The sequence below is a fragment of the Novosphingobium aeonii genome, from assembly GCF_052279045.1.
GTDB lineage: Bacteria > Pseudomonadota > Alphaproteobacteria > Sphingomonadales > Sphingomonadaceae > Novosphingobium.
The window spans coordinates 1,542,047-1,558,122 of the sequence record NZ_CP176833.1 but is presented as its reverse complement, the minus strand read 5'-3'; the positions used below and the strand labels follow the sequence as shown (position 1 = coordinate 1,558,122).

The following is a 16,076-nucleotide window of genomic DNA, read 5'->3' as shown; positions in this document are numbered from 1 at the left end:
TTCGCGAAATGAATGACATTTCTTGCCTTGCTTGCCGAGGGCAAGTCCCCCCGCGAGACGATCGATGCGCTTCTTGCCTCGGACGGCAATTTCGAGGGTGAGGATATCAGCTTCAGGCAAGTCGGCGTCGTTGCTCCTGGTAGCCCGGGAATGGTGTATTCGGGAAGTGAAGCGCTGGCGTCGGGATGGGCGGGAGCGCGTTCGGGCTCCGTTTTAAGCGTCCAGGGCAATGGCCTTGCCGGGGAGCGGGTGCTCAGTGCCGCGGAAAGGACGTTTCTTTCGGGAGAGGGCAGCCTTGCCGCGCGCCTGCTGGCCGCGCTCGAAGCAGGGGAGGCCGCAGGCGGCCAGACGACGGGAAGAATGTCCGCAGCGCTTCTCGTCAGAACCCGTGACGACGGCTGGCAGGACGTCGATTTGCGGGTGGATGCCGCGCCGCAGCCGGTGGCCGAGCTGCGCCGGTTGTTCGATCTGCGCTTGGCGCAGGAGTCGATAGGCCGCGCCGAGCGTGCCTGGTCGGCCGGGAAGCGGGCCGAAGCTGAGGCCGCAATTGGGCAAGCAACGCATCTGGGTGAGGGCTGGGATCGCATCTGGCGCCGTGCGGCTCGGCTTTCCATGGCGATGAACGATCGGGCGCAGACAATCGCGGCGCTCAAGGCATTTGCATCGCTCAATCCTACATGGGCCAGGATCGAGCTTGCTGGTCCGGTTTATCGCGGCCTTGATATCGCAAGCCTGATGCCTGCGCCGGGACAAAGTCGGGCCGATCTCAGCGAACCGGTGCACTCATCCCCTGCGTTCTTCCGGATAGGACCCATTCACAGGAGTTCCCTGGTCCGCTGATCGTTTTGACGGTCGGGAATCTCAAACCGACCGGGGCGGCGCAGCGGGCCTTGGATCAGACTTGGCAGTGTTGCGGAGCGTTTGGGCTCGGTAAGGGCGCGGATGGTGTGCGTGCCAGTTTGGCAGGCTGGTAGTCAGACGATGGCGGCATGTGTGCCGGTAGGTGGCCTGCGTGCCGGCAGGTGGCCTGCGTGCCGGTAGGTGGCCTGCGGGCCGGTAGGCGGCCTGCGGGCTGGTAGGTGGGCGGGTGGCCTCCAAGCTGATAAACAAGTCGGGCTTGGTCGTTTCGAGCAGCCAATTACTGCGTTTTCACGTTACCGCCTAATCTTAGCAAATCCGGCATTGACCTGAGTGTGGTAGGTGTCATCTCGCATCATGCGATCTTGATTTGGAGCACTAATGGCCGATAGCCGACCCATCATGAGCGAAGCCGAGTTCGAACGTGCTGCAGCGTATTTCGACGATCGGTGGTGGATGACAGGAGAAAACCTGATCCATGTCCCATCGGTCATGAACATTGAGGGCTGGAACCTCTACGGTCACTCCGGGCAAAAGCTATTGACCGAGGCGCAGCGAACCCTTTTGATGTGGTCCGACATCGTTGGACAAGTCAGCAATGGGGGTTTCACGCAGTATTGTCAGAACTATGCGGAACACCTGTCACTTAGGGTTGCTGCTGTTAAGGCGCTGTACTGGCCTGAGCTGAGTGACAGGTTTGCGCTGGCGATGACTGAACAGGCGGGTGATGTCATTGCACCGCGTTGGATCGAGCCGATCTGGCCTGCGGATGATCCCGAGTTATGGGCTCGAAGCCGTGATAGATTTGTTCGACACCTTGCTCGCAAGCGGAAGCCATGGTGGCGACCAGTTATGGGCCGGGATCTTGCCGGGGTTGCAGCGCAAATTGATGACTGGGGACTTGCGGTACAGTATCGCGAGGCAGTGCGGGCAGGCGATCTGCCGTCCGGCGGGGAGCGCTTCCTGGACTATGTCGAGCCTGCGAACGATGATGCCAATGCGTTCGATGAATGGTTCTTCTCCGTCAAAGCTCAAGCTGCATCGGTGCAGCACGTGCACGCGTTTATAATGCGGAATCGTCAGGAGCTTTATCGCACACCATAAACGAACGGCTGGCCTGGAGGAGCGGCAAGCTGTCCCTGAACGTTTGCAACGGGGCGTTTCCTGCCGCCAAGGGTCACGGGCGGACTCTTACTCATCTGGCATCGGGGCGATTGAACGCGCCAGTATGTTCTCTAATTGTTCTTTTTGTGCTAGCTGGGGATCTATGCCCGACTCGCGCGTAAGAAAGATCATTCACGTCGACATGGACGCCTTCTTCGCGTCGGTCGAACAACGCGACGATCCGGCGCTTCGGGGCAAGCCGGTGGCCGTCGGTTACCCGGCCGCGCGCGGCGTGGTCGCGGCGGCAAGCTACGAAGCGCGAACCTTCGGCGTGCGTTCGGCGCTGCCTTCCGTCACCGCGAAGCGGCGTTGCCCTGACCTCATCTTCGTGCCGCCGCGCTTCGACGTTTACAAAGAGGTCTCGCGGCGAATTCATGCGATCTTCGCCGACTACACCGATCTCATTCAGCCGCTCTCGCTCGACGAGGCCTATCTCGATGTGACGCAAGCCGTCGCAAAGGGGCTTCGGGGCAATGCGACCGCCTGGCTGACTGCCAAGGAAATCCGTGCGCGGATCCTGGAGGAAACAGGACTGACGGCTTCCGCCGGCATTTCCTATAACAAGTTCCTGGCCAAGCTCGCCTCCGACCAGAAGAAGCCCAACGGGCAGTTCGCGGTGACGCCCGATATGGGGGCAGCCTGGACGCAGAGCCTGCCGGTGAAGCGCTTCTATGGCGTTGGCCCGGTCACGGCGCGCAAGATGGAGGCGCTTGGCATCGAAACCGGCGCTGACCTGCGCGCCAAGACGCTCGGCTTCCTGCAGGAGCATTTCGGCAGTTCCGCCGAATGGTACTACCAGATTGCACGCGGCATCGACGAGCGACCGGTCAATCCTGATCGGGAACGCAAGTCCTCGGGCAGCGAGACGACCTTCGACCGCGATCTGGTGGCGGATACAGAGATCGAGGCAGGCGTGCTGGGCCAGGCCGACGATGTGTGGACCTGGTGCGAACGGGCGCAGTCTTTTGGGCGGACGGTAACCGTGAAGGTCAAATACGCCGACTTCCAGCAGATCACACGCAGCAAGACCTTTCCGATGGCCGTGCGCAGTCATGAGCAGCTGCGCGAAGCAAGCCTCGCACTCGTTCGGCAGGTGCTGCCGACCGAAAAAGGCGTGCGCCTGGTCGGCGTGACGGTATCGGGTTTCGAGCAACAGGAAGCGGGCGCCGCGCTGCCACTGTTTGCGGATGGGCTCGTCTGAGAAAGCCTTGCCGAAGGGCTGTACAGCCATGCGCTATACCGAACTCCAATGCGCCTCGCACTTCTCGTTCCTGCGCGGGGCTTCGAGCTGCGAGGAATTGTTCGCCACGGCTGCAGCGCATGGGCTTGAGGCGCTCGCCATTACCGACCGCAACAGCCTCGCCGGGATCGTGCGCGCCTACGATGCCGCGCGTTCGACGGGCGTCCGCCTGATTGTCGGTTGCCGGCTCGACCTCACCGAGGGGCACTCGCTCCTCGTTTATCCCATGGACCGAACAGGCTATGCCCGCCTTTGCCGCCTCCTCAGCCGGGGCAAGCAGCGGGGCGGGAAGGGCAAGTGCCTGATCGGCTGGGACGATGTCGCGGATCATGCCGAAGGGCTGCTGGCGATTTTGCTTCCGGGCGAGGTTGAGGACGCCGAGCCGGTAATTGCCCGCTTCGAGCGGATCTTCTCGGGGCGCTGCTATCTCGCCCTGACGCTGCATCGCCGGCCCGGCGACCAGATGCGGCTCCATGGCCTGTCCCATCTGGCCGCGCAGCACCAGGTGGCGACCGTCGTCACCGGGGACGTACTCTACCACCATCCCCATCGCCGCGTGCTGCAGGAGGTCATGACCTGCATTCGCCACCGCTGCACGATCGATGAACTCGGCGCGCGGCGGGAAACCAATGCCGACCGCTTCCTCATGCCACCTGCGGAAATGTACCGCCTCTACGGCCGTTACGAGGCGGCACTGGCGCGCACCATCGAGATCGCCGAGCGCTGCCGTTTCTCGCTTGACGAATTGCGTTACCAATACCCAGAGGAAACCGCGATTCCCGGCCTGACCTCGCAGCAGGTCCTCGAAAAACTCACCTGGGACGCAGCCGAGCAGCGCTATCCCGAGGGCCTCCCTGATGAGGTGGCGCGGCTGCTGCGGCACGAACTTTCGCTCATCGGCGAGCTTGGCTATGCGCCCTACTTCCTGACGGTCAATGCGATCGTCCGCTTCGCGCGCAGCCGGGAAATCCTGTGCCAGGGCAGGGGCTCGGCAGCCAACAGCGCGGTCTGCTATGTGCTCGGCATCACCTCGATCGATCCTGCGCGCTCCGATCTGCTGTTCGAACGCTTCATCAGCCAGGAGCGCAAGGAGCCGCCCGATATCGACGTCGACTTCGAGCACGAGCGGCGCGAGATCGTCATGCAGTGGGTTTTCGAGACCTATGGCCGTAATCACGCCGCCCTCTGCTCGACGGTCATCCGCTACCGCGCCAAGGGCGCCATCCGCGATGTCGGGAAGGCGCTGGGCCTGTCCGAAGACCTCATCAAGTCGCTGTCCGGCCAGATGTGGGGCTGGAGCGAAGACGGTGTCGAGGACCGCCACGTCAAGGAACTGAACCTTAATCTGGGGGACCGGCGGCTGCGCCTTGCCATCGACCTGGCGCGCGAACTGATCGGGACGCCCCGGCACCTCTCGCAACATCCGGGCGGCTTCGTGCTCACCCGTGACCGGCTCGACGAACTCGTGCCGATCGAGCCGGCGGCCATGCCGGACCGTCAGGTGATCGAATGGGACAAGGACGATATCGACATCCTGAAGTTCATGAAGGTCGATTGCCTTGCGCTCGGCATGCTGACCGCCATGAAGCGCGGCTTCAACTTTCTCAGCCAGCACAAGGGTATCGAGATGGATTTGAGCACCATCCCGCCCGAGGACCCGCGTACGTACGCCATGATCCGCGCCGCCGATACGCTCGGCGCCTTCCAGATCGAAAGCCGCGCGCAGATGGCGATGCTGCCGCACATCAAGCCGCGCACGTTTTACGATCTGGTCATCGAGGTCGCGATCGTCCGGCCCGGACCGATCCAGGGCGACATGGTCCATCCCTATCTGCGCCGGCGCGCCGGCAAGGAGCCGGTCCATTATCCCAAGCCCGAACTCGAAAAGGTCCTCGGTAAGACGCTCGGCGTGCCGCTGTTCCAGGAACAGGCCATGCGCGTCGCGATCGAATGCGCGGGCTTCACTCCGACCGAGGCCGATCAACTGCGCCGCGCCATGGCGACATTCAAGTTCACCGGCGGCGTCTCGAAGTTCAAGGAGAAGCTCGTCACAGGCATGACAGAGCGCGGCTATACCGCCGAGTTTGCCGAAAAGACCTTCGGCCAGCTCGAGGGCTTCGGCAGCTACGGCTTTCCCGAAAGCCATGCCGCGAGCTTTGCGCTGATTGCCTATGCTTCCTGTTGGCTCAAGTGCTGGCATCCCGATGTCTTCTGCGCGAGCCTGCTCAATGCCCAGCCCATGGGCTTCTATGCGCCGGCCCAGATCGTGACCGATGCCCGCGGCCATGGCGTCGAAATCCGCCCGGTCTGCGTCAATGCCTCGCGCTGGGACTCTACGCTGGAACCCACGGCAAGCAGCGGCGAGGATGACCTTTTTGCCGTGCGTCTCGGCATGCGCATGGTCAAAGGGCTCGCGGAGGCGGATGCTGCCAGGATCGTCGCCGCACGCGCGGATCAGCCCTACATGAGCGTTGAGGAGCTGTGGCGCCGGGCCGATGTCCCGGCGGCCGCTCTCGGCAAGCTTGCTGAAGCCGATGCCTTTCGCCCTTCGCTTCGCCTGGCGCGGCGCGAAGCCCTATGGGCGATCAAGGCGCTGCGCGACGAGCAGTTGCCTCTCTTTGCCGCTGCGGAGGCGCGGGCTGACGGCTTCATTCACGAGATCGTCGAACAGCCGGTTCTGCTGCGCGCGATGACCGAGGGCAGGGAGGTGGTCGAGGACTACGGCCACGTCGGTCTGACGCTCAGGCGTCATCCGGTCGCCTTCCTTCGCGGGGACCTGGACGGCAGGAACGTCGCGCCCTGTCGTTCGCTGGCCGCCATCCGCGACGGTCGCCGCGTTTCGCTCGCCGGCCTCGTGCTGGTGCGCCAGCGTCCAGGCTCTGCCAAGGGCGTGCTGTTCATCAGCATCGAGGACGAGACAGGTGTTGCCAACCTCATTGTCTGGCCGCGCATGTTCGAGGAGAACCGGCGGATCGTGATGGGGGCGCGCATGCTCGGCGTCGAGGGCATCGTTCAGCGAGAGGGGGAGGTTATCCATGTCATCGCGAGGAAGCTCGTCGATCTGACCCCGCTATTGTCCGCCGTGGGGCGTGAGCGCGAGGCTGCCTGCGAGCCGTTCCCGCTGCCCTTCGGGCGCGGTGACGGCGCGAAGAACGGCGGTGGGCCGGATCCCCGGGATCCGGTTTCAAAGCATCCCGCGCCCAGAGACATCCTGATCCCCTTATGCCGAGTTCGGCATAAGGGGTCTTATGCCGAGCCCGAGGCTATGCCGAACCCTCTGCAAAAATCGCGGGATTTCCGCTGATCTGGCAGCCAACCATTCGGCATAGTTGCGCGTCTTTCTCCTGCCGGAACGGCACAGGAGAGACACTATGGCTACTTTCAAAATATCGGATGAGAGCCTTTGGCGGCGCCTTGAGGCGTCGCCGTACAAAGCTTTCGTCCAGAAGCTCGTCTCGTCCATGGAGACGGAAGGATACAGCCAGTCGTCGGCGCGATCGGTGATCTACATATCGGGCCGGTTTGTTGAATGGCTTGAAGAACCAGGCCCAGGATCAAGCGCCCTCGATTACAGCGCGTTCGATCGCTTCCTGAAGGTGCCAACGCTAAGTCATCTGTTCGGGCACGGCGAGCGCAAGGCGCTACGCCGGCTGCGTGCGATCATGGTTGATGCCGGTACCATCGGTCCAGCGCCCGCCACCACGGATCCAATCGACGTCACATTCGATCGTTTCGCCAACCACCTCCTCCATCACGGCTATCAGCCTAAGTCGATCATTGCTTTCGGATCATTCTGCAAACCGTTCCTTCGTGAGGTCTGGACCTGCAGCGAAGGCATCGCCCACCTGCGGGCACCAGACATCCTTTCTTACGTGGAGCGCCGGGCAGCACGCTACAGCCGCAGCAGCGCGTCGCTGATGTGCTGCTGCCTGCGCGGATTTCTCCGGTACGCCCGGGCGGAGGGGCTTGTTGAAGCTGATCTAGCGCTTGCCGTGCCGAAGGTGCGCAACGTGAAGCAGGCGGGTCTCCCCTGTTACATGAGCACAGAGCAGTTGGAGGCAGTTCTGGCTGGGTGCAATCGGGCGACTGTCGCGGGTAAGCGAGACTATGCAATCCTGCTGTTGCTGGCGCGTTTGGGCCTGCGAGCTGTCGAGGTCGCCCGGCTGACGCTAGACGCTATCGACTGGCGAGAAGGGCTGGTCCGGATCGATGGCAAGGGCGGCAAGGTTGCAACCATGCCGCTGCCGGATGATGTCGGCATGGCGATCATCGAATATATTCGCGGAGGACGGCCTCGCACGCGCGCTCGAACGCTTTTCCATTTGGTCGAGGCCCCACGATCACCCTTCACCTCGGCAACACCTGTGATCCTGATCGCGAGGCGTGCTTTGCACCGGGCAGGCGTAACGGGTCTTGGTCGCAAGTCGCACAGCTTCCGCCACACTCTCGCAACCAACCTGATCCGGGCAGGCGCAAGTCTCAATGAGATCGCCCAGGTCCTGAGGCATCAGGATGCGGACACCGCGCGGATTTACGCGAAGGTGGACGTGGAGAGCCTCCGCACATTGAGCCTGCCTTGGCCGGGAGGTGCACTGTGACCCCGCTGCAAAACGCCCTGGACAGTTACCTCACAATGAGGCGTTCGCTGGGTTACAAGCTGACGACCCAAGAACAGCGCCTGCGCGGCTTCGTCGCATTCATGTCTCAGCGACCGGCGCAAACCCTAACGGCTAAGCTAGCCGTCGAATGGGCAGGCTCGCAATGCGGACCTGCAACATGGTCTTCACGGCTGTCCACTGTCAGGTCTTTCGCCCGGCATGTTCAAATGCTCGATCCCCGGACCGAGATACCTCCCTCGGGCATGTTTCCACCCCAGCGTCGCCGGCGACCGTACATCTACGCGCCCGATGAGATCGACGATCTGCTTCGAGCTCTTCCGAGCCTGGTTCCAACGCCATATCAGGCACGGACCTATTGCCAGTTTCTGGCTCTGCTCGCCACGACAGGGATGCGCTTCAGCGAGGGAGTTAATCTGACCCGAGCCGACGTGGATTTCACTGCTGGCCTAGTGACGATCAGAGAGACGAAGTTCGCCAAGACCCGGATCATTCCGCTTCACCACACCGCGATCGAAGCGCTCAAGTCCTACGCGGATATCAGAGACGGCGTGAAGGCCCGAAGGGATGCTCCACACTTTTTCGCAGGGTTTAAAGGGAGCTTTTTGCGGCACGACGCCATTCATAAGCCGTTCCTCACCTGGGCCAGGCGAGCCGGCATCCGAGGTCCAGGGAGATGGAACGGACCATGCATTCATGATTTGCGACACACCTTTGCGGTTCGAACGCTGATCCGTTGGTACGAGGCCGGCTCCGACGTAGAAAGACGGCTGCCGCTGCTCTCCACCTATCTTGGCCATACCCATGTCCGCGATACCTATTGGTATCTCTCTGCGACCGCCGATCTGCTCCGCCACGCAAGCCGACGGTTCGAAGCGCGATGGGAGCATGCGTCATGACCAACATCCTTCCCAGACTCATCGAGCGCTTCTTCATCGAGCGACTGAAGCAACAGCGCAATGCCAGCTCCCATACCGTCGCGTCGTACCGCGATACGTTCCGATTGCTGCTGCAATTCGCGGGCCGCGAACTGGGGAAGTGCCCTTCCGATCTCGAACTTACCGACCTTAACGCCGATTTTATCGGCGCATTCCTGGATCATTTCGATGGATGCCGCCACGCGAGCGCAGCCACCCACAATCAGCGTCTTACGTGCATTCGCAGTTTTCTCCGCTTCGCCTCTTTTGAGGAACCCGCCGTTGCCGGCCAGATCCAGAGGGCCCTGGCGATCCCGCCGAAGAGGGCGATCCGAAGGGAAGTCACCTTCCTTGTAAGAAGCGAGATCGACGCAATCCTAGCCGCACCGGATACCAGCAAATGGATTGGGTTCAGGGATTACACGTTGCTGCTCACCGCCGTTCAGACCGGAATGAGGCTTTCCGAGTTGACCGGCCTGGACCGTGACGCGGTTTGCCTGGGCCCATCGGCACATGTCCGATGCCTTGGCAAAGGTCGGAAGGAGCGAGCGACGCCTATTACCAAGACCGCGCAACATGCACTGAGTGAGTGGCTAGCGGAACCTGCTCGCCTGAAGACAACAGTGCTGTTCCCGACGATCCAGGGGGCGAGGATGAGCTCGGATTCCGTGCAATATCTTCTGGCAAAGTATGTGGGCCAAGCAGCAAAGGACTGCCCGTCCCTGCGAAGCAAGCGGGTTTCTCCTCATATCCTTCGCCATAGCGCAGCGATGGAATTGTTGGCGGCGGGTGTGGACACGACGGTCATTGCCCTGTGGCTCGGGCATGAGTCGACCCGATCGACTCAACCATATCTCCATGCACACATCGCGATGAAGGAAGCTGCCCTCGCTAGGCTTGAGCCCGTTTCCGGGCAGGCCGTTTCACGTTTCAAAGCGGATGATCAACTCCTCGCGTTTCTGGATTCGCTATAGAGATTTAAATCGGTAATTTACGATGTTTTGTTGACCTCGATAATTGCATCGGATAAAAACGATGCATGGACACTGGCGATGCACTCTCGATTCTCTCAGCTCTAGGCCATCCGACGCGGCTCGATGCGTTTCGGCTGCTGATCAGGCACGAGCCTGAAGGTCTGTCGACCGGCGAACTGGTCGAGGCATCGGGGCTGACCCAGAGCACGTTTTCGACGCATCTCGCCGTGATGGCGAAGGCCGGACTGGTGCTTTCCGAGAAGCGTGGCCGCCAACAAATCCAGCGCGCCAATCTCGACGCGCTGCGCGGACTGATGGTCTATCTGGCCAAGGATTGTTGCCAGGGGCGCGCCGAACTGTGCGAGCCGCTTCTGGCCGAACTTACCTGCTGCTGAAGAGGCAACAATGACCGATATCGTGATCTACCATAACCCGCTTTGCGGGACCTCTCGTAATGCCCTGGCCATGATCCGCAATGCGAGCATTGAGCCTCATGTCGTCGAGTACCTGAAGACGCCGCCAAGTCGCGCGCTGCTGGTGGAACTCATCGCGCGGGCCGGCATCACCCCGCGCGCCCTGCTGCGCGAGAAGGGTACGCCTTATGCTGAACTGGGCCTCGGAGACGACACCTTGACGGACGAGGCATTGGTCGACGCGATGATAGAACATCCCATCCTCATCAACCGGCCACTTGTGGTGTCGCCGCTGGGCGTGAAGCTCTGCCGTCCTTCCGAAGCAGTGCTGGACCTGCTGCCCACAGAACAGCGCGGCACTTTCGTCAAGGAAGACGGCGAAGTCGTGGAAGCGACCCGGCGATGACGCTTTCGGTTCGCAGAGCGACGATCGGCGATGCCGAGGCCATCGCCGCCATCTATGCGCATCACGTTCTTCACGGCACGGCGACCTACGAAGTCGTACCGCCGACCGAGGACGAGACCGTCGAGAAGATCTTGACGGTGTCCGGTCGGAGTTGGCCGTTCCTCGTCGCCTGCGACGGCGATCAAGTGGTCGGCTATGCCTACGCCACGCAGTTCCGGGATCGCCCCGCCTACGCCTATGCCTGTGAGAACAGCATTTACGTGGCGCACGACCGACGCGGTGGGGGCATCGGCAAGCTGCTACTCAAGGCCCTGCTGGAAGGCGCCGAGGCTCACGGGTTCCGCCGCATGGTTGCGGTCATCGGCGGGGCGGAACCTGCCTCGGTAGCCCTCCACGGTTCCTGCGGTTTTGAGCACGCTGGACGCTTGACCGGCATGGGCTGGAAGGCCGGCCGCTGGCTCGACACGGTCTACATGCAGATCGCCTTGGGCAGCGGTATCTCGACCGCGCCTGTCGCTCCTGGGAAGGGCTGACGACCATGTCGCTTTTCGAGCGCTATCTCTCGCTTTGGGTAGCCCTGTGCATCGTAGTGGGGATCGGTCTCGGCCACTTGCTGCCGGCCGCCTTCGAGGCGATCGCAGCGCTGGAGATCGCCAACGTCAACCTCGTGGTGGCGGGCCTGATCTGGCTGATGATCATACCGATGCTGCTGCGGGTCGATTTCGGCGCGCTCCATGGCCTTCGGCAGCACTGGCGCGGAATCGGCGTCACCCTCGTGGTGAACTGGGCGATCAAGCCATTCTCGATGGCACTGCTTGGCACCTTCTTCCTCGGTTATCTGTTTGCGCCGATGCTGCCCGAAGGCGCATCGTCGTCCTACATTGCCGGACTGATCTTGTTGGCTGCAGCGCCGTGCACCGCGATGGTGTTCGTGTGGTCCAACCTTGTCGAAGGTGAGCCGAACTACACCTTGAGCCAGGTGGCGCTGAACGACCTGATCATGGTCTTTGCCTTTGCACCGCTGGTGGGCCTGCTGCTCGGCGTGGCATCGATCACCGTGCCGTGGAACACGCTGGCGCTTTCGGTGGGCCTCTACATCGTCGTCCCGGTGGTCATCTCGCAACTGCTCCGCCGCGCGCTCCTTCGCGGCGGTGAGAAGCGGCTCCAGCATTTCCTGTCCGCCATCGGCCCGATCAGCCTTGCCAGCCTGCTGCTGACGCTGGTGCTGCTGTTCGGCTTTCAGGGCGAGCAGATTATCCGGCAACCGCTGGTGATCGCGCTGATTGCCGTGCCTATCCTGTTTCAGGTCTATCTCAATGCCGGCATCGCTTACTGGCTCAGCCGCCGTTTCGGCGTGGCATGGTGCGTCGCCGGCCCGTCGGCGCTGATCGGTGCCTCCAACTTCTTCGAACTGGCTGTGGCCGCCGCCATCAGCCTCTTTGGCCTCAGTTCCGGCGCCGCACTGGCAACGGTCGTGGGCGTGCTGGTCGAAGTGCCGGTGATGCTGTCGATCGTCACCTTGGTGAAGCGGACCCGCCCCTGGTACGAGAAAGGTATTTCTGCATGAGACTGCGCGAACTCGCCGCTCCCGACCATCTTCCTGCTTTGGACAAGGCTTTCGCGCTGGCTCGTCCCGCCGCTGGCCTTGGCCCTGATCAACCGCCTCCGCGCATTCTGCTGCTCTACGGCTCGCTGCGGGAACGCTCGTTCTCGCGGCTCGCTGTGGAAGAGGCCGCCCGCCTGCTGCAATTCTTCGGCGCCGAGACGCGGATTTTTGATCCCAGCGACCTGCCTCTGCCCGATCAGATAGCGGGGGACGATCACCCGGCAGTGCACGAGCTGCGCGAGCATGCGCTGTGGTCGGAAGGCATGGTCTGGTGCAGCCCCGAGCGCCACGGCCAGATCAGCGGCATCATGAAGACGCAGATTGACCATCTTCCGCTTCAGATGCGCGGGATGCGGCCAACGCAGGGCCGCACGCTTGCGGTCATGCAGGTGTCCGGCGGCTCGCAATCGTTCAACGCCGTCAATTCGCTGCGCCTGCTGGGCCGCTGGATGCGAATGTTCACGATCCCCAACCAGTCCTCGGTGGCGATGGCCTACAAGGAGTTCGACGAGGACGGCCGGATGCGGGCGTCGAGCTATTACGAGCGTATCGTCGATGTGATGGAGGAGCTGGTGCGCTTCACCGTGCTGATGCGGCCGCATGCGGCGCAACTCGTCGACCGTTACTCCGAGCGGAAGGAGGCCGGGAATCAGGTCGATGCTGCTATGGACCATTCGGCGATCGCCATCACTCCGCAAAGCTGATCTTTGACGAGAGAACCACTTAAGCGCTTGACCCTGTAGCAACTACAGGCCGTAAGGGGCTGCCTCACAGCCGCGCCGCGTGGCGCGCCAGCATACTGAGGCAGGGGCAAGTTTTGAGTTTTACGGGAGTTATCGGGGCGCGGCGGAGCGCTGTCGTCGCATTGGCAATGGCATCTTCGATTGCTCTGCCGGTGCAGGCCCAAGAGCATGGGGACGATGATGGGTCGGAGGAGGGCTCTGAGATTGTCGTCCAGGCTACCCGTAGCGGTCGGCGGGTGCAGGATGAGCCGATCCGGGTGGACATACTCGACCGGGAAGAGATCGAGGAAAAGCTCCTCATGCGTCCTGGCAACATCGCCATGCTGGTGAGCGAGACGCCGGGTGTGCGGGTGCAGACGACATCTCCCTCCCTTGGGGCAGCGAATATCCGCATCCAGGGGCTTAAGGGGCGGTACACCCAGATCCTGGCCGACGGCCTGCCGCTTTACGGCGGCCAGACTCCATCGATTGGATTGCTCCAGATTCCGCCCACCGACCTCGGGCAAGTGGAGATCATCAAGGGCGCGGCTTCGGCGCTCTACGGCCCTTCCGCGCTGGGTGGGGTGATCAATCTCGTTTCGCGCCGCCCGGCGGACGAACCCCAGGGCGAGTTGCTGGTGAACGCGACCAGTCGCGGCGGTCAGGACGTGACCGCCTATTCGTCGGCACCGATCAGTTCTACGCTGGGGGCATCTGTCACGGCAGGTTTCGACCGCCAGGACCGCAAGGACCTCAACGACGATGGCTGGGCGGACATGGCAGGCTATCGGCGCTGGTCTGTCCGTCCCCGCCTGTTCTGGGATGACGAGGCAGGCTCGAACGCCTTGCTGACCTTCGGTGCCATGACCGAACAGCGCGGCGGCGGCACGCTTCCGGGCGCGACCGCGCCGGACGGAGCCGCATTCGTACAGGCGCAGCATAGCCGCCGCTATGATCTGGGTTTCACGGCGGAGACGCCGTTGGACGGGATTGGCACGCTGCATTTGCGTGCGGCGGGTGTGACGCAGCTTCACGATCACCAGTTCGGGGAGACAATCGAGAACGATCGTCACCGTACAGCCTTTGGCGAGGCCTCGCTGTCCGGCGAGGCGGGCGCGACGAGCTGGCTCGCGGGCGCGGCCTTCCAGATGGATGACTATCGCTCGCGCCAGTTCGGCATCTTCGACTATCGCTACACCGTGCCGGCCCTGTTCGCCCAGATTGAGCAACAGGTAGCCAGCGACCTGGCGCTCTCGGGTAGCGCTCGCTGGGACGATCACAGCGAATATGGCTCACGGGTCAGTCCGCGTCTTTCGGCATTGTATCGTCCTGGTCCCTGGACAGTCCGCGCTTCGCTGGGCCAAGGCTTCTACGCGCCGACGCCCTTCGTGGAAGAGGTGGAGGCCAACGGTTTGTCCCATGTCGAGCCCTATCGTCGACTGAGGGCGGAAGTCGCCGACACGGCCTCGATCGATTTTGGCTATGCCACGGGTCCGTTCGAGGCGAACGTCAGCTTCTTCGGTTCCAACATCGATCATGCCGTGCAGGTGCGGACCATCGCCGCTGACCGGATCACTCTGGCAAATGCCGAAGGAATTACGCGGACGCGCGGCGCCGAGGTCTTGGTGAAGTACCGCTGGGAAGCAATCACTTTGACTGGCAGCTACGTGCATGTGGCCGCGAGTGAACCCGACCCGGACGCTTCCGGCAGGCGCACCGTGCCGCTGACGCCCAGGGATAGCGCCGGGCTCGTCGCCATGTGGGAGAAGGAAGGTCGCGGCCGGGTGGGCCTTGAGGCCTACTATACCGGCCGTCAGTCGCTCGACGACAATCCGTACCGAACCCGCAGCAAACCCTACGTCCAGCTTGGCGCGATGGGCGAACTCATTCTGGGGCGCATCAGCCTGTTCGCCAATGCGGAGAACATCCTAAACGTCCGCCAGACCCGCTACGATCCTCTGCTTCTCCCGGCCCGCGCGTCAACCGGGGCCTGGACGGTCGATGCCTGGGCGCCGACCGACGGTTTCGTGCTCAACGCTGGGGTGCGGTTCCGCTTTGGGGCGAAGTAGGGGCGTGGCGGTCTTTCAGCTCCTGCCATGCCTGCCGGATGATTTGCCAACCGCCGGAAACGCCCAACAAGGCCAGCACGGCCGCCACCGTGATATCGGGCCAGGCGGTTCCGGTTCCGAACACGCCCAATGCGGCGACGACGACCGCCACGTTGCCGATGGCGTCGTTGCGCGAGCAGATCCAGACCGAGCGCCGATTGGCGTCGCCCTCCCGGTGACGCCAAAGCAGCACCGCGCAAAGCAGGTTGGCGGCCAGCGCCAGAACGCCGATTGCGCCCATGGTCTCGGCTCTAGGCAAAGTGCCGGTCGTTGCCATCCAGATGGTGCTGCCGATTACCCAGAGGCCGAGCAGCAGCAAGGATACCCCTTTCGCAAGCGCAGCTCGCGCCCGCCATTTCAGCGCGAGACCGGCCACGCCAAGGCTGATCGCGTAGTTCGCGGAATCTCCCAGGAAATCGAGAGCATCGGCCTTCAATGCGGCGGAACCTGCCGTGACGCCGGCGACGATTTCCACCCCGAACATGCCGGCATTGATGACGAGCGCAATCCAGAGCACGCGTCGCCAGGCTCGATCCTCGATCTTGCGAGCCGTATCCGCGCAACCACAGCAGCCACCGGCCATCTCGGCCTCCATTTTTCCGTACCGGCGGCCTATATGGGGCCTGTACCAACTACAGGGTCAAGAGCATGGCGCTGAGTATCGGCGAGTTGAGCAAAGCCACGAACACCAAAGTCGAGACAATCCGCTACTACGAGCGCATCGGATTGCTACCGAAGCCGGCTCGCACGAGCGGAAATTATCGCGCTTACGGCGAAGGGGAGCTTGGGCGGCTGTCCTTCATTCGGCGTTCGCGTGATCTTGGCTTCTCGCTGGATCAGGTTCGGGCGCTGCTCAGTCTCTCCGACGATCGCAGTTGCGACTGCGCCGGGATAGACAGCATTGCCCGTGAGCATCTCTTGGAAGTGGATCGCAAGCTTGCGGATCTCACGGCAATGCGCCGGGAACTGAAGTCGGTCATCGATTCGTGCAACGGTGGTGTGGTGGCAGACTGTCGGATTATCGAGGCACTGGCCCCGACCGATTAAAAGCA

Annotated in this window: 15 protein-coding genes; 14 read left to right on the top strand and 1 reads right to left on the bottom strand. The window is 62.6% G+C overall.

Features of this window, described 5'->3' with window-relative positions; all coding sequences use genetic code 11:
• The first annotated feature begins 12 nt into the window (after positions 1 to 12).
• The 13 genes from ACLIMP_RS22140 to ACLIMP_RS22080 all read left to right on the top strand — a co-directional run bounded on the left by ACLIMP_RS22140 (position 13) and on the right by ACLIMP_RS22080 (position 14,985).
• Positions 13 to 840, top strand: a complete 828-nt coding sequence (locus tag ACLIMP_RS22140) for a DUF1028 domain-containing protein (RefSeq protein WP_443478374.1) — start codon at positions 13 to 15, stop codon at positions 838 to 840.
• A gap of 420 nt (positions 841 to 1,260) precedes the next feature.
• Complete coding sequence (locus tag ACLIMP_RS22135; RefSeq protein ID WP_443478373.1) at positions 1,261 to 1,962, top strand: DMP19 family protein; 702 nt, start codon at positions 1,261 to 1,263, stop codon at positions 1,960 to 1,962.
• A gap of 163 nt (positions 1,963 to 2,125) precedes the next feature.
• The gene (dinB, locus tag ACLIMP_RS22130; RefSeq protein ID WP_443478372.1) at positions 2,126 to 3,223 is read left to right on the top strand and encodes a DNA polymerase IV; all 1,098 of its coding nucleotides are present in this window, start codon (positions 2,126 to 2,128) and stop codon (positions 3,221 to 3,223) included.
• A gap of 28 nt (positions 3,224 to 3,251) precedes the next feature.
• On the top strand, positions 3,252 to 6,566 hold the full coding sequence (locus tag ACLIMP_RS22125; protein WP_443478371.1) for an error-prone DNA polymerase: 3,315 nt from the start codon (positions 3,252 to 3,254) through the stop codon (positions 6,564 to 6,566).
• A gap of 67 nt (positions 6,567 to 6,633) precedes the next feature.
• On the top strand, positions 6,634 to 7,860 hold the full coding sequence (locus ACLIMP_RS22120) for a tyrosine-type recombinase/integrase (RefSeq protein WP_443478370.1): 1,227 nt from the start codon (positions 6,634 to 6,636) through the stop codon (positions 7,858 to 7,860).
• Positions 7,857 to 8,777, top strand: coding sequence for a tyrosine-type recombinase/integrase (locus tag ACLIMP_RS22115; RefSeq protein WP_443478369.1), 921 nt, complete (start codon positions 7,857 to 7,859; stop codon positions 8,775 to 8,777). The genes ACLIMP_RS22120 and ACLIMP_RS22115 overlap by 4 nt, the downstream gene beginning before the upstream one ends.
• Entirely contained in the window at positions 8,774 to 9,769 is a 996-nt protein-coding gene (locus ACLIMP_RS22110) for a tyrosine-type recombinase/integrase (protein WP_443478368.1), read from the top strand. The genes ACLIMP_RS22115 and ACLIMP_RS22110 overlap by 4 nt, the downstream gene beginning before the upstream one ends.
• Before the next feature lie 65 nt (positions 9,770 to 9,834).
• Positions 9,835 to 10,164, top strand: coding sequence for an ArsR/SmtB family transcription factor (locus ACLIMP_RS22105; protein ID WP_443478367.1), 330 nt, complete (start codon positions 9,835 to 9,837; stop codon positions 10,162 to 10,164).
• A gap of 10 nt (positions 10,165 to 10,174) precedes the next feature.
• The gene (gene arsC, locus ACLIMP_RS22100) at positions 10,175 to 10,588 is read left to right on the top strand and encodes an arsenate reductase (glutaredoxin) (protein WP_443478366.1); all 414 of its coding nucleotides are present in this window, start codon (positions 10,175 to 10,177) and stop codon (positions 10,586 to 10,588) included.
• A complete protein-coding gene (locus tag ACLIMP_RS22095; RefSeq protein WP_443478365.1) occupies positions 10,585 to 11,121 on the top strand; it encodes a GNAT family N-acetyltransferase in 537 nt (178 codons plus the stop codon). The genes arsC and ACLIMP_RS22095 overlap by 4 nt, the downstream gene beginning before the upstream one ends.
• Positions 11,122 to 11,126: 5 nt before the next feature.
• A complete protein-coding gene (gene arsB, locus ACLIMP_RS22090; RefSeq protein WP_443478364.1) occupies positions 11,127 to 12,155 on the top strand; it encodes an ACR3 family arsenite efflux transporter in 1,029 nt (342 codons plus the stop codon).
• Positions 12,152 to 12,898, top strand: a complete 747-nt coding sequence (gene arsH / locus ACLIMP_RS22085; RefSeq protein ID WP_443478363.1) for an arsenical resistance protein ArsH — start codon at positions 12,152 to 12,154, stop codon at positions 12,896 to 12,898. The genes arsB and arsH overlap by 4 nt, the downstream gene beginning before the upstream one ends.
• 113 nt (positions 12,899 to 13,011) lie before the next feature.
• On the top strand, positions 13,012 to 14,985 hold the full coding sequence (locus tag ACLIMP_RS22080) for a TonB-dependent receptor plug domain-containing protein (protein ID WP_443478362.1): 1,974 nt from the start codon (positions 13,012 to 13,014) through the stop codon (positions 14,983 to 14,985).
• Here the strand turns inward: ACLIMP_RS22080 and ACLIMP_RS22075 are convergent.
• Positions 14,948 to 15,607, bottom strand: coding sequence for a cation efflux transmembrane domain-containing protein (locus ACLIMP_RS22075; RefSeq protein WP_443478361.1), 660 nt, complete (start codon positions 15,605 to 15,607; stop codon positions 14,948 to 14,950). The genes ACLIMP_RS22080 and ACLIMP_RS22075 overlap by 38 nt on opposite strands.
• A 65-nt stretch (positions 15,608 to 15,672) precedes the next feature.
• On the opposite strand from ACLIMP_RS22075, the gene ACLIMP_RS22070 reads away from it, so the two are divergent.
• Positions 15,673 to 16,071 carry a MerR family transcriptional regulator gene (locus tag ACLIMP_RS22070; RefSeq protein ID WP_334185971.1) on the top strand — a complete coding sequence of 133 codons (399 nt, stop codon included), beginning with the start codon at positions 15,673 to 15,675 and terminating at the stop codon, positions 16,069 to 16,071.
• The last annotated feature ends 5 nt before the right edge of the window (positions 16,072 to 16,076 follow it).